We start from the raw sequence: 13325 nt of genomic DNA, 5'->3' as shown, positions 1-13325 counted from the left end.
TGAATGGTAGACGCCGATCCCACATTGCGCCCCGATCCCTTGCCCGAGGATAACGACCGCGCCCTGCGCCCGCAGGGGCTGGACGAATTCATCGGTCAGGCCGAGGCGCGGGCCAATCTGCGCATCTTTATCCAATCCGCGCGTATGCGGAGCGAGGCGATGGATCACACGCTGTTTCATGGACCTCCGGGTCTGGGTAAAACGACGCTGGCGCAAATCATGGCGCGCGAGTTGGGGGTGAATTTCCGCATGACCTCGGGGCCGGTTCTGGCCAAGGCCGGTGATCTGGCCGCGATCCTGACCAATCTGGAATCCCGCGATGTGCTGTTCATCGACGAAATCCACCGGTTGAACCCGGCCGTCGAAGAGGTCCTGTACCCGGCGATGGAAGATTTCGAGCTGGATCTGGTAATCGGCGAAGGCCCGGCAGCGCGGACTGTGCGGATTGAGCTGCAGCCGTTTACTTTGGTCGGAGCAACGACGCGGATGGGCTTGTTGACCACCCCATTGCGCGACCGATTTGGCATTCCGACGCGGTTGCAGTTCTACACAGTGGATGAGTTGCACGAGATCGTTACGCGCAACGCCCGCAAACTGGGCGCGCCTGCTGATGATGCTGGTGCCCGAGAGATTGCGCGCCGATCGCGCGGGACCCCGCGGATCGCGGGGCGATTGCTGCGACGGGTGGTGGATTTCGCCATCGTCGAGGGCGATGGACGTATCACCCTGGATCTGGCGGATGGCGCGCTGACGCGGTTGGGTGTGGATAATCTGGGCTTGGATGGTGCCGACCGGCGATACCTCAAGCTGATCGCTGAGAACTATGCCGGTGGTCCGGTCGGGATTGAGACCCTGTCGGCTGCGTTGTCGGAAAGTCGCGATTCGCTGGAGGACGTGATCGAGCCCTATTTGTTGCAGCAAGGTCTGATCCAGCGCACGCCACGCGGTCGGATGTTGGCGCAGAAGGCTTGGACACATCTGGGAATGGCGGCACCAAAGGGCCAGAGCGATCTGTTTGGTTGAAGCTGAGGCATTTAGATTTTATGCCTTCGGCGAGAGTACTTTCGAAAAGATGAAGGATTGGGCGTGACCCCCGAAGACATTCAGTCGTTGTTCACCCGTGAAAGCGGAGAGTTTCTGTTCGCGCGTTGGGGGCGGCCCATCGTGCCCATCGTCTTTGGGGTCGAGGAGGAAACTCTGACCACCGTCAAGGGCGCATTTGAGGCCGTAGTAAGCTTGGCCGATCATAAAATGGCCGAGACGGACCCGGAACTAGGTGCAAACTGCATGGTGTTTTTCTTCCGGGACTGGAAGGAACTGTTGGAGGTCCCAGATCTGGATCGGCTGGTTCCCGATCTTGCGCCGCTGGTGGACCGGCTGATCGCCGCGGATGCAAACCAGTATCGGGTGTTCCGGTTTGAAGAAGACGGTGCGATCCGGGCCGCGTTTGTTTTCCTGCGCATGGACGAAGAGTTGTCCAAGGTTCCGGCCGAGACTTTAGCGCTCAGCCAGGTGGTGCAGACCATTTTGCTGTGGTCGGACACTGCGTTCAGAACGCAATCGCCGCTGGCGGTCGCCGAGGGGGTGACAGTCCTGCGCCCCGACATCGCCGGGCTGATCTGGGCAGCCTATGATCCGGTTTTGCCGAGGGCAGCGCAGGACCCGGCGCATGGCCTGCGATTGTTTGCACGGATGCAGCAGTCGCAGTGATTTAAGCTGAGATCATCTACGATTTGGATGTGTTGCGGTGTTGAAAAGCGCTTAACAAGTCGCTTCCCGTGTCAAAAAATGCGTCGTCGCCCACCAAATCGGTCACGCCGCACCTGTCCAGCTCAGACCGGACATGCGGTTCGATCAGGAGGAATACCAGCCGGATGTTCTTTGCCTGCAGGAGCTTTAGGACATTGCGCAGCGTGTAGCCCGCGGTGAAGTCGATGTCATCGATGGCCGAGGCTTCGATGCAGAACCAACGTACTTTGTTATCTGAATCATGGGTGATTGTCGCAATCTCATCCGAAAGCCGCTGTGCATTCGCGTAGTAAAGGCTGTGAGAGAAGCGATAGATGACGAGCCCGGGTTCGAATTGGTTTGGCACGGAAATGGGTTTTGAATGCCAACCACCGTCTTTGGTTTTGACGATCACTGAATTTTTGGGGCGGTAGCCGCGGCGGGTATGGTCGATCAATGACAGCACCATTGCAAAGATGATGCCTTGTTCGACCCCAACGATAACGACAACTGCAGCCGTGGCGACAGCAATCCAGAATTCGGACCGGGCTTGCCTGTAGATTGCAATCAGGCCTTTCAGGTCGATAAGTTTCACACCGATCAGAAACACGACGGCAGACAGCGCCGCATTGGGCAAGTAGGCAAGTGGGCCCGTCAAGAAGAGGATGACCACCAAGACGATCAAGACGGTCGTCAGTTGTGCCACCTGACTGCGGCCACCGGCGCTAGCCACCATCTCGGTTTTTGTCGGGCTGCCATTTACAACGAATGTGCCCGTGAAGGCTGCCCCAAGATTGGCCAGACCCAGCCCAACAAGGTCCGTGTTCTCGCTGAAATTTTCTTCGTAACGTGCCGCGTAGGCCCGCGAGGTCGCGGCGCTTTGGGCCAGTATCACAACGAAAATGGACAGCGCGGTTGGCAGCAGTTGTTTGAACAGCGTCCAGCTCCAATCCACGTTTGGGATCGACAGCGCTGGCAGGCCGCTGGGAACCGAGCCCAGTACTGCGATGCCGGACGCCGAAAATTGAAAGGCCCAGCTGCATAGTATCACCCCGAGTATGGCAAACAGCGGGCCGGGCAGTTTTGGGGATAGACGACGGCACCCGACAACGATCAGCAGAACTGCTGCTGAAACCGCCAATGTGGGCCAGCTTGTCTGACCAATGCTCTGAAAGACTGCCTGTAGCTTGGCAATGGTCCCGTGACCGTCGCTTTCGATCCCCAAAAGCCCCGGGATTTCACCGGTTGCGACCTGAATGCCCACGCCTGTCAGGAACCCGACAAGAACTGTCCGGGATAGGAAATCAGCCAAAAACCCCAAGCTGATGAGGCGTGCGGCAATCAGCAGAACAGCTGCCATCAGCGCCAACAGGGACGCCAACGCCAGATACTCGGACGAACCCGACACTGCCATGCCAGCCAGGGCCGAGGCCGTAATCGCCGCCGTGGCAGAATCCGCACCCACCACAAGATGGCGGGACGAACCGAACAGCGCGAACAGCGCCATTGGGACAAGGATGGTGTACAACCCAGTCACAACCGGCGTGCCTGCGATTTTGGTATAGCCCATGACCTCGGGGATCGCGAGGCAGGCAAAGGTCAGGCCCGCCAAGATTTCCGAAGGCAAGGTCGCGCGGTTGAACGGCAAGATGCCCTGAAGGACTGGAAGAAAGAACATCCTCTCTTCTTTTGGTCCTTTAGCCATTGAAACTCCTGTCGGATTCACTTGGTATGTATGAAAGCCTAGAGGGCAAATCTTCGAATTTCGATAGCGGACTTGGGAAGGTGGGAACTTTGTCCCCACAAGGGATTGCAGGAACCGCGACAACCATGCATCTGTTTCAGAGCAGGATTTGCCCCGCGCGTTACATATTTGAGAGACCGGACCTGATATCATGGCCAATGAAGCTGATGCGCCCCACAAGCATATCTTTCCGATCCGGGTCTACTATGAAGACACCGATATGGGCGGGGTCGTATACCACGCGAATTACCTCAAGTTTATCGAACGCGCGCGATCTGACTATGTGCGCCGTCTGGGCAATGATCAGAACGCGATGCGCGATGGCGGGATCGTCTGGGTCGTGCGCCGGATCGAGGCGGATTACGTCGTGCCCGCGAAGTTCGATGATGAGCTGATCGTTGAAACATGGCTGTCGTCAATCTCTGGTGCGCGGCTGACCATGGGCCAGCTGGTCAAGAGGGGGGAGACCGAGATCTTCCGCGCCTCGGTGACTGCTGTTTGCATGAATGCGCAGGGCAAGCCGGTCCGCCTTCCGGCAGAGATTCGCGCATTGATGTAACAATTTGTCGGTCTGGGGTGGTTATGTTGGCTTTTCGTAACCAACTGCGATAGCGTTTGGAAAAACAAGGCCAAACGAACGGCCGTCAGGCAAAAAAACAAAGAGCAGGTTCATGGAAGCTGAAACGCTGGCGCTGGCGCAGGAGATCGATTTCTCCATGTGGGGGCTGTATGCCCGCGCGACCTTTGTCGTCAAACTGGTGATGTTGATGCTGATCGCTGCATCCATCTGGTCTTGGGCGATTATCATTCAGAAATTGATCAACTTTCGCGCGGCCCGCCGCGAGGCGCAGGTGTTTGACGAGGCCTTCTGGTCCGGCAACCCGCTGGACGAGCTGTTCGAACATATCGGATCGCAGCCCGACGGCAGTTCCGAGAAGATTTTTGCCGCTGGCATGATCGAATGGCGCAGGTCGCACCGAACGGACGGCGGGCTGATCGCGGGGGCCACTGCGCGGATTGACCGCTCGATGGACGTGGCAATCGCCAAAGAGTCCGAGACACTGCAAAAAGGTTTGCCCATTTTGGCGACAGTGGGCTCGACCGCGCCGTTCATTGGCCTGTTCGGGACCGTTTGGGGCATCATGAACGCGTTTATTGAGATTGCCGAGCAGCAAAACACCAACTTGGCCGTTGTGGCACCCGGCATTGCCGAAGCGCTTTTGGCCACGGGCCTGGGTCTGTTGGCTGCGATCCCGGCGGTAATTTTCTACAACAAGCTTAGTTCAGACAGTGATCGGATCGTGGGTGGCTACGAGGCTTTTGCCGACGAGTTCGCCACCATCCTGTCGCGTCAGTTGGACAGCTAAGATGGGCGCGGCGGTTCAGCAGAACGGAGGCGGGAACGGGCGCAGACGCGGCCGTCGTCGCGGGCGGGCGCAGCCGATGGCCGAGATCAACGTGACGCCCTTTGTAGACGTTATGTTGGTGTTGCTGATTATCTTTATGGTGGCGGCACCGCTGCTAACCGTTGGCGTGCCGGTGGACCTGCCCAAGACGGCGGCAAGCGCATTGCCGGGCGATAACGAAGAACCGCTGACAGTCACGATGACTGCAGAAGGGCGCGTTCAGATTCAAACCACCGATGTTGCCCGCGAAGAGTTGATTGGCAAGCTGCGCGCCATTGCGGCAGAACGCAGCAGTGACCGGGTGTTCCTGCGCGCGGATGGTGCGATCCCTTATGCGCAGGTTATGCAGGTTATGGGTGCGCTGAATGCAGGTGGGTTTTCCAATGTGGGGCTGGTGACCGACACCGGCGGCCCCGCGCTGGACGAAGGTGGAGAGTGAGGCCGCGCGGTGGATACCGGCACCAAGATCTCGGCAATTGCCCATGTCAGTTTGATTTCGTGGGCTCTGTTTGGCGGCACCTTTCGGTCCGAACCATTGCCTATGCCTGTTCAGGATATCTCGGTGATCTCGGCTGAACAGTTCGCAGCAATGACGGCTCAGAGTGAGGCGCCTGAGCTGCCTACGCCAACTGCCCTGCAACAGCCCGATGCGCCCGAAGAGGAAATCCCCACCCCTGAGCCGGTGGAGCAGGAACCTCCGACACCTGAAGTGTCAGAGCCAAATGAACCGGAGCCAGAGCTGGAACCAGAGCCGCTGGCCCCTCCTCCTGAACCGGTCGTGATCGAACAGCCCCCCGAATTGGCCCCCCCAGAACCCGAGGCCGTCGTTTTGCCCACCCCGCCGGGGCCCGAGGCACAGCCGCGGCCTGCGGATAAAGTAGCGCCTGAACCGGTCGCGCCGCCGCCGCCCGAGGCCGCGCCAGATGATATTGAGTCCCCGGCTGTATCGCTGGACGAGGGAGCTGAAACTCAGCAAGAACAGCAGGATCAAACGGCACCCGAAGAGGCCACGGATGAAATCGTGACCGAGGCGGAAGAGGCCAAAGAATACGCGCCGCGCAGCTCTCCGCGCCCGCTGGTGCGACCGAACCGGCCGACGCCGCCGGCGCAGCCCGAAGTGGCCGAGACCGAAGAACCGACCGAACCAGAGCCCGCGCCAAGTGATGAAACCGCGATCAACGACGCACTGGCCGAGGCGCTGGGGCAGAGCAGCGAACCGTCTGGTCCACCCCTGACTGCGGGTGAGAAGGATGCTATGCGACTAGCTGTTTCGAAGTGCTGGAACGTTGGTTCCCTGTCCACGGACGCACTGCAAACGGTCGTTGTGGTCGGGTTCTCGCTGACACCAGATGGCAAGGTGCTCGGCGGTACACTGCAAATGATCGACAGTTCCGGCGGGACTGACGCGTCTGCAAGACAAGCCTACGAGGCCGCCCGGCGAGCGATTTTGCGCTGCGGGGCCAAAGGATACACCCTGCCTACTGACAAATACGATCAATGGCGGGATATTGAGATTACATTCAATCCCGAGAGGATGCGGATCAAATGATGAGATTTCTGACCAGCCTTTTGCTTGGACTGACAGTTTTGGCAGCGCCAGTGTATGCGCAAAGCGGACCCCTGCGTCTTGAGCTGGATCAGGGGATTATTGAACCCTTGCCTTTTGCGGTGCCAAATTTCGTTCCCGACGGGCCAGCAGCCACACAATACGCAAACGACTTATCGCGCGTCGTAGCGGCGGATCTGACCGGAACTGGGCTGTTCCGTGAAATTTCTTCAGACGCATTCATCAGCCGGGTCAGTAGTTTCGAAGCCCCTGTGCAATTTGCCGATTGGAAAGCCATCAATGCCGAGGCCTTGGTGACAGGTGCTGTCAACGTCTCGGGCAAGCGCCTGACTGTGCGATTTCGCGTTTGGGACGTATTCTCGGGTCAGGAATTGGGCAATGGTCTGCAGTTTTCCGGCACCACAGATGGCTGGCGGCGCATGGCACACAAAGTGGCCGATCAGGTTTATACCCGAGTGACCGGCGAGAGCGGTTACTTTGACAGCCGCGTCGCGTTTGTGTCCGAAAGCGGCCCCAAGAACCAGCGTCTGAAGCGTCTGGCAATCATGGACTACGACGGCGCGAACGTTCAGTACCTCACCGACAGCGCTGCGATTGTTCTGGCACCACGCTTTTCGCCCTCGGGCGATCGGCTGTTGTACACCAGCTATGAAACCGGTCAGCCGCGCATTTATGTTTTGGACGTTGATCGCGTCAAGCGGACCGAATTGAAGACACAAGACGGCACCATGAGTTTTTCGCCGCGCTTTTCGCCGGATGGCCGCTCCATCGTCTATTCGCTGATTCAGGGCGGCAACACAGACCTTTGGAAAATGGATCTGGCCTCGGGCCAAAGCGTGCGCCTGACGAACACACCTGCCATTGAGACCGCGCCCAGCTATTCCCCGGACGGGTCGCAGATCGTGTTCGAAAGCGACCGCTCTGGCACACCTCAACTGTACATCATGCCCGCAAATGGCGGAGAGGCGACCCGCATCAGCTTTAAACAGGGGCGGTATGGTACACCGGTCTGGTCGCCGCGTGGTGACCTGATCGCCTTTACCAAACAGAACAAGGGTCGGTTCCATATCGGCGTCATGCGGACAGACGGCAGCGAGGAACGCTTGCTGACCTCGTCCTTTCTGGATGAGGGGCCAACATGGTCGCCGAACGGGCGTGTCATCATGTTCACCCGTGAATCGCAGGGTGCAAGCGGACGGGCGACACTGTATTCGGTGGATATCTCGGGTCGGAATCTGCGCCCTGTGCGTACACCGGATGGCGGCAGCGATCCATCCTGGGGACCACTGCAGAAGTGATCGGGGCAGGGGGTTGGAAAAGTTCACAAATTTCCTGCACTGTGATAACAGAGACAGCAATAAAGCAATAAAACGACGAGGCACCTGAAATGAATGTATTGAGCAAAGTCATAGCATTGGGCGTGCTAAGTGTAATGGCCGCCTGTACCAACAACGATCCTTCGGCACTGGGCGGTGGCGCGGGCGGTAACGGTTCGATCCTGCCGGGTTCGCCCAGCGACCCCCAGTCACCGGCCTATTTCCAGCAAACTGTTGGTGACCGCGTGCTGTTTGAGGTCGATCAATCGACCCTGACCGGGCAGGCGCAGACGATTTTGCAGGGACAGGCAGACTGGCTGCTGGCCAATACAGATTTCGTCGCCACGATCGAGGGTCACGCGGACGAACAGGGGACTCGCGAGTATAACCTCGCTCTGGGCGCGCGTCGCGCGAATGCGGCGCGTGAATACCTGATTTCACGTGGGGTTGCCGGCAACCGTTTGACCACGGTTAGTTTCGGCAAGGAACGCCCGATCGAGATTTGCAGCACCGAGGAATGCTATTCCAAAAACCGCCGTGCGGTAACGGTCCTGACCGGTTCAACTTTGGGGTAAGATGATGCGAATTGCAGGATGGGTTCTGGCTGCGGGCGTGGCGACTGCGGGCGTGGCAAGTGCACAGGATCAGCAAACCCTGGCGGATATCCGTCAGGAGCTAACGGTGCTGCACGTCGAGGTTCAGCGCCTCAAGCGCGAGTTTTCAACCACCGGATCTCCGGCACCCAATCTGGCTGGCAGTTCCGTTCTGGAGCGTGTTGACGCCATTGAGGCTGAATTGCAGCGCCTGACCCGCCAGACCGAGCAGTTGAACCAGCGTGTGCAAAACATCGTCACTGACGGGACCAACCGGATCGGCGATCTGGAATTCCGCTTGGTTGAGTTGGAAGGTGGCGATCTCAGCACGCTTGGCGAGACCTCGACCCTGGGTGGCGAAACCGAAATCACCGCTGCGGCACCCGCAACACCAGCAAACCCGACGGCACCGGCACCGACCGATCAAGGTGAACTTGCAGTGGGTGAGCGCGCGGACTTTGATGCGGCATCACAGGCGCTGGCGGATGGCAACTATAAGGCTGCAGCGGATCAGTTCGCCACATTCGAAACCTCGTATCCCGGCAGTCCGCTGGCCCCCGAAGCCAACCTGAAGCGGGGGCGCGCGCTTGTTGGAATCGGTGACACGCGTGAGGCCGCGCGGGCCTTTCTGGCCAGCTTTACCGGCGATTCCGAAGGTGCATTCGCACCCGAGGCGCTGTTTGAGTTGGGCTCGGCGCTGGGGCGTCTGGGTCAGACCGATCAGGCTTGCATCACTCTTGGCGAGGTGGGCGTGCGGTTCCCGTCTTCGGCCTCGGCCACCAATGCCACACAGGAAATGGCAAGCCTGGGCTGTTCTTGACCGAAAACGCTGAAGAACTGCGCGCCGAGATTCGGGCGCGTTTACCCAAGACCCTTCCTTCGCGTCTGGGTGTGGCTGTCTCTGGCGGGGGCGATTCTGTCGCTCTGCTTTTGCTGTTGAATGATATTGCCCAAAACGAGCAGGTTAAGCTGTTTGCGGCAACCGTTGACCACGGTTTGCGCCCCGAATCCGCGAACGAGGCCCAGGGGGTGAGCGAGCTTGCCGCGCGTTTGGGTATCTCGCATCAAACGTTGAAATGGACAGGGTGGGCCGGTCAGGGGAACCTTCAGGATCAGGCCAGACAGGCGCGTTATCGGCTGTTGACCGAATGGGCCACACACAATGCGATCAGCGCGATTGCATTAGGCCACACCGCGGATGATCAGGCCGAAACCTTCCTGATGAGACTGGGCCGCGCAGCTGGTGTTACGGGTCTGTCGGGCATGCCGGTTGAACGGATTTTGGATGGCGTGACGATGTTGCGGCCGATGCTGGGTATAACAAGGCAAGCATTGCGTGGCTATCTGTCTGGTGAGGGAGTTGGCTGGATCGAAGATCCATCGAATCAGGACCTCCGGTTTGACCGGATCAAGGCACGGCAGGCCTTGTCTGACCTCAAGGATTTGGGGATCACGGCCAGTTCTTTGACCCGAGTCGCAGAAAACCTTGCACAGGCGCGTGAGGCATTGGAGCGTTTTACGCAGGAATCCGCCCGAAAAATTGCCGTGGTGGAAACCGGTGATGTTTGCTTGAATCGCACCGCCTTTCTGTCTTTGCCTCAGGAAATCCAGCGTCGGCTTGTGATCGGCTGCATCGCGTGGATCGCCGGAGCGGGGTATCCACCACGCCAAACGTCGGTGGATCAGGCTGTGAAGGCTGTTAAAGAGGGTATCGCTACGTCGGTCAATGGCTGTTTGTTTGTCCCAAAGGTCAATAAAACGTGGATTTGCAGAGAGCTAAACGCCGTTCAGGGCGAAATCGCGCGCCCTGGCGAGCCGTGGGACAAACGCTGGATTCTGTCAGGACCTTCGACCGCTGGTGTACAAATCCGACCATTAGGCGAGCAAGGCCTGCCTAGGGTTCCAGATTGGCGGGACTTGGGTAAACCACGTCAGGTCTTGTTGGCTTCACCCGCTGTTTGGCTGGGGGATGAACTGGTGTCAGCTCCAACCGCCAGATTGTTGAATGGATGGACGGCTGAATTGGCCCCCGGAACGCCCGAGTTTCATTCTTCTTTTTTATCGCATTGAACCTCCTTGAATCATCTCTATTTTATAGAGCAACCCGGCAGACCCCCATCTGCCGAAATCTTTTGGGAGACTTTCCTTGGGCAACGCTCGTAACATCGCCTTCTGGGTCGTTCTGTTTTTGCTGATCCTTGCACTGTTCAATTTGTTCAGCGGACCAGGCGGGACACTTCAGAGCAATGAAAGAACTTATTCTGATTTCGTAACCGCCGTTCAAGCCGACGAAGTCAAGAATGTGACCCTGGATGGCGAACAGATTCGCTATACCACGCAAAGCGGTGCCAACTATGTCACCATCAAACCCGGCGATGCCGAGGTCACCAAACTGCTGATCGACGAGAACATTCCGGTTCGCGCCGAGAAACAGCAGCAATCCGGTTTCCAGTCGTTCCTGATCACGCTGCTGCCGTTCCTGCTGCTTATTGGTGTCTGGGTCTATTTCATGAACCGGATGCAAGGCGGTGGAAAAGGCGGCGCGATGGGCTTTGGCAAGTCCAAGGCCAAGATGCTGACCGAAAAGCATGGCCGCGTGACATTTGACGATGTCGCAGGCATCGATGAAGCCAAGGAAGAGCTGGAAGAGATCGTGGAATTCCTGCGTAACCCGCAGAAGTTCAGCCGCCTTGGCGGTAAGATCCCGAAAGGCGCGCTGCTGGTTGGCCCTCCGGGCACCGGTAAGACGCTGCTGGCGCGTGCGATTGCGGGTGAGGCAGGTGTGCCGTTCTTCACCATCTCAGGTTCTGACTTTGTTGAGATGTTTGTTGGTGTCGGTGCATCCCGTGTGCGTGACATGTTCGAACAGGCTAAAAAGAATGCGCCCTGTATTGTCTTCATCGACGAAATCGACGCCGTCGGTCGCCATCGTGGTGCCGGTTACGGCGGCGGGAATGATGAACGCGAACAAACCCTCAACCAGTTGCTGGTTGAGATGGACGGGTTCGAAGCCAATGAGGGTGTGATCATTCTGGCGGCCACTAACCGTAAGGACGTTCTGGACCCTGCGCTGCTGCGCCCTGGTCGGTTTGACCGCAACGTGACCGTCGGCAACCCCGACATCAAAGGCCGCGAGAAGATCCTGGGCGTGCATGCGCGCAAGACACCTCTGGGCCCCGATGTCGACCTGCGCATCATCGCACGTGGTACTCCGGGTTTCTCGGGTGCTGATCTGGCGAACCTCGTGAACGAGGCCGCACTGATGGCGGCGCGCGTTGGCCGTCGCTTTGTCACCATGGAGGACTTTGAGAACGCCAAGGACAAAGTGATGATGGGGGCCGAGCGCCGTTCGATGGTGCTGACGCAAGACCAGAAGGAAAAGACCGCCTATCACGAGTCTGGTCACGCGGTCGTTGGTCTGTCGCTGCCGCTTTGCGACCCGGTCTACAAGGCGACCATCATTCCGCGCGGTGGCGCGTTGGGTATGGTGGTGTCGTTGCCGGAAATGGACCGTCTGAACTATCACCGCGACGAATGTGAGCAAAAGCTGGCCATGACCATGGCAGGCAAAGCCGCCGAGGTGATCAAATACGGCGAAGATCACGTCTCGAACGGCCCCGCCGGTGACATCATGCAGGCCAGCCAGTTGGCGCGAGCCATGGTGATGCGCTGGGGTATGTCTGACAAGGTCGGCAACATTGATTATGCCGAGGCGCATGACGGCTATTCGGGCAACACTGCTGGCTTCTCGGTTTCAGCGCATACCAAAGAGCTGATCGAGGAAGAGGTGAAACGCCTGATCCAGCAGGGTTATGAGCGCGCGCACAAGATCCTGTCCGACAAGAACGAGGAATGGGAACGTCTGGCGCAAGGTTTGCTGGAATACGAAACCCTGACCGGGGATGAGATCAAGCGTGTCATGAATGGGGAATCGCCGACCGATGGTGATGACGAGGGTGATAAGCCGGATGAAGGCAGCGCGCCCAGCGTTACCGCCATTCCCAAGACCAAGGTCAAAAAGACCCCGCCCGACGGTGGGATGGAGCCGGAACCATCGGCATAAAGAAATCAGACCCGGGCCAAGTCCCGGGTCTTTTCTTTTCAGCTTTTCAAATGGACTGGTTTGACTTTTAGTACGATTTTGACGGCCCGCAGCCGAAGGGGATTTCAAATGCCGGTATTGCGAGAAACAGAGTTCACGGGTGAAGTTGTTTGGCTGGGTCACGTGCCCGCGGGTGGCTCGATCCAGGCTAAAGCGGTCGATGTTTTGGATCTGGATTTCTCAGGGGACAAAGGCGAGCGGCACGAGGGTCTCAACCGGACCTCATGTGTCAGGGTCAAGAATTTGTATCCGCAAGGCACCGAAATCCGCAACGTACGCCAATTGTCGGTTCTGTCCGCCGACGAAATGGACGCTACCGCTAAAGAGATGGGGCTGGATCGGCTGGACCCGTCTTTTCTGGGCGTCAGCATCCTATTGCGCGGCATTCCGGACTTTACACACCTTCCGCCATCCTCGCGTTTGCAGGGCCGCGACGGTGTCACGATAACCGTGGATATGGAAAACCGCCCCTGCGTCATTCCCGGTCGTGAGATCGAAGCCGATCAACCCGGGTACGGGGCGTCCTTCAAACCGGCTGCTCAAGGCCGAAGGGGTGTGACTGCGTGGGTGGAACGGCCCGGTCAATTGCGGTTGGGGGACCAGATGAGCCTGTTCGTGCCAGATCAGCGGGCGTGGGCGCCCTAAACGTCAAGCGTTTTCGATTTGAAACCGGTGAAATGACGCTACGCCGTTTCATGGCTTGAATATGTCGGAATCTCTATCCATCGGGATTGTACACAACGGTATGGATTGACCAGCACCGGCCCAGCTGCGCCGGTTTGTCAGGGAATTCAACCGGGGGTTTTGCCCAATGAGCTATAAATCGGACATTGAAATTGCGCGCGAGGCGCAGAAGAAGCCTATTCAGG

At 58.4% G+C, this 13325-nt stretch carries 13 protein-coding genes; 12 read left to right on the top strand and 1 reads right to left on the bottom strand.

All coding sequences use genetic code 11. The features are described from left to right. Nucleotides 1-3 precede the first annotated feature (3 nt). Together ruvB and AC2FIB_RS15150 are read left to right on the top strand one after the other, a co-directional pair. The gene (gene ruvB / locus AC2FIB_RS15155; protein ID WP_109312604.1) at nt 4-1023 is read left to right on the top strand and encodes a Holliday junction branch migration DNA helicase RuvB; all 1020 of its coding nucleotides are present in this window, start codon (nt 4-6) and stop codon (nt 1021-1023) included. A gap of 63 nt (nt 1024-1086) precedes the next feature. Next, on the top strand, nt 1087-1710 hold the full coding sequence (locus AC2FIB_RS15150; protein WP_496735476.1) for a hypothetical protein: 624 nt from the start codon (nt 1087-1089) through the stop codon (nt 1708-1710). A 16-nt stretch (nt 1711-1726) separates the two neighbouring features. Here the strand turns inward: AC2FIB_RS15150 and AC2FIB_RS15145 are convergent, their stop codons facing one another. Next, nucleotides 1727-3433, bottom strand: a complete 1707-nt coding sequence (locus AC2FIB_RS15145; RefSeq protein ID WP_496842332.1) for a SulP family inorganic anion transporter — start codon at nt 3431-3433, stop codon at nt 1727-1729. A 190-nt stretch (nt 3434-3623) separates the two neighbouring features. Here AC2FIB_RS15145 and ybgC point away from each other — a divergent pair, with 190 nt between their 5' ends. The 10 genes from ybgC to AC2FIB_RS15095 all read left to right on the top strand — a co-directional run bounded on the left by ybgC (nt 3624) and on the right by AC2FIB_RS15095 (nt 13101). Next, nucleotides 3624-4031, top strand: a complete 408-nt coding sequence (ybgC, locus tag AC2FIB_RS15140; RefSeq protein WP_496735479.1) for a tol-pal system-associated acyl-CoA thioesterase — start codon at nt 3624-3626, stop codon at nt 4029-4031. Between the two features lie 112 nt (nt 4032-4143). Beyond that, nucleotides 4144-4839 carry a protein TolQ gene (gene tolQ, locus AC2FIB_RS15135; protein WP_496735481.1) on the top strand — a complete coding sequence of 232 codons (696 nt, stop codon included), beginning with the start codon at nt 4144-4146 and terminating at the stop codon, nt 4837-4839. A gap of 1 nt (nt 4840) precedes the next feature. Further along, nucleotides 4841-5317: a protein TolR gene (gene tolR, locus AC2FIB_RS15130; protein ID WP_108861016.1), complete on the top strand. Its 477-nt coding sequence runs from the start codon at nt 4841-4843 to the stop codon at nt 5315-5317. 9 nt (nt 5318-5326) lie between these two features. Further along, the gene (gene tolA, locus AC2FIB_RS15125) at nt 5327-6427 is read left to right on the top strand and encodes a cell envelope integrity protein TolA (RefSeq protein WP_496735482.1); all 1101 of its coding nucleotides are present in this window, start codon (nt 5327-5329) and stop codon (nt 6425-6427) included. After that, the gene (gene tolB / locus AC2FIB_RS15120; RefSeq protein WP_282120665.1) at nt 6424-7743 is read left to right on the top strand and encodes a Tol-Pal system beta propeller repeat protein TolB; all 1320 of its coding nucleotides are present in this window, start codon (nt 6424-6426) and stop codon (nt 7741-7743) included. The genes tolA and tolB overlap by 4 nt, the downstream gene beginning before the upstream one ends. An 89-nt stretch (nt 7744-7832) precedes the next feature. Then, nucleotides 7833-8336, top strand: coding sequence for a peptidoglycan-associated lipoprotein Pal (gene pal, locus AC2FIB_RS15115; RefSeq protein ID WP_496699671.1), 504 nt, complete (start codon nt 7833-7835; stop codon nt 8334-8336). Nucleotides 8337-8340: 4 nt separating this feature from the next. Beyond that, entirely contained in the window at nt 8341-9174 is an 834-nt protein-coding gene (gene ybgF, locus AC2FIB_RS15110) for a tol-pal system protein YbgF (RefSeq protein WP_496735495.1), read from the top strand. Then, the gene (tilS, locus tag AC2FIB_RS15105) at nt 9171-10424 is read left to right on the top strand and encodes a tRNA lysidine(34) synthetase TilS (RefSeq protein ID WP_496735484.1); all 1254 of its coding nucleotides are present in this window, start codon (nt 9171-9173) and stop codon (nt 10422-10424) included. Before ybgF ends, tilS begins: the two co-directional genes overlap by 4 nt. A gap of 76 nt (nt 10425-10500) precedes the next feature. Further along, nucleotides 10501-12417: an ATP-dependent zinc metalloprotease FtsH gene (ftsH, locus tag AC2FIB_RS15100; RefSeq protein ID WP_058279522.1), complete on the top strand. Its 1917-nt coding sequence runs from the start codon at nt 10501-10503 to the stop codon at nt 12415-12417. Nucleotides 12418-12525: 108 nt separating this feature from the next. Next, nucleotides 12526-13101 carry an MOSC domain-containing protein gene (locus AC2FIB_RS15095; protein WP_496735486.1) on the top strand — a complete coding sequence of 192 codons (576 nt, stop codon included), beginning with the start codon at nt 12526-12528 and terminating at the stop codon, nt 13099-13101. Nucleotides 13102-13325: the final 224 nt, after the last annotated feature.

The sequence above is a fragment of the Ruegeria sp. YTSA072 genome, assembly GCF_059610285.1.
Note: the sequence above shows the minus strand (reverse complement) of the source record. Positions and strands in the feature narration are given on the sequence as shown.

What these genes read in the sequence shown, in the direction of transcription:
- ruvB (WP_109312604.1), top strand. Translation starts at nt 4, where the DNA reads ATGGTAGACGCCGATCCCACATTGCGCCCCGATCCCTTGCCCGAGGAT.
- AC2FIB_RS15145 (WP_496842332.1), bottom strand. Translation starts at nt 3,433, where the DNA reads ATGGCTAAAGGACCAAAAGAAGAGAGGATGTTCTTTCTTCCAGTCCTT.
- ybgC (WP_496735479.1), top strand. Translation starts at nt 3,624, where the DNA reads ATGGCCAATGAAGCTGATGCGCCCCACAAGCATATCTTTCCGATCCGG.
- tolQ (WP_496735481.1), top strand. Translation starts at nt 4,144, where the DNA reads ATGGAAGCTGAAACGCTGGCGCTGGCGCAGGAGATCGATTTCTCCATG.
- tolR (WP_108861016.1), top strand. Translation starts at nt 4,841, where the DNA reads ATGGGCGCGGCGGTTCAGCAGAACGGAGGCGGGAACGGGCGCAGACGC.
- tolB (WP_282120665.1), top strand. Translation starts at nt 6,424, where the DNA reads ATGATGAGATTTCTGACCAGCCTTTTGCTTGGACTGACAGTTTTGGCA.
- pal (WP_496699671.1), top strand. Translation starts at nt 7,833, where the DNA reads ATGAATGTATTGAGCAAAGTCATAGCATTGGGCGTGCTAAGTGTAATG.
- ybgF (WP_496735495.1), top strand. Translation starts at nt 8,341, where the DNA reads ATGCGAATTGCAGGATGGGTTCTGGCTGCGGGCGTGGCGACTGCGGGC.
- AC2FIB_RS15095 (WP_496735486.1), top strand. Translation starts at nt 12,526, where the DNA reads ATGCCGGTATTGCGAGAAACAGAGTTCACGGGTGAAGTTGTTTGGCTG.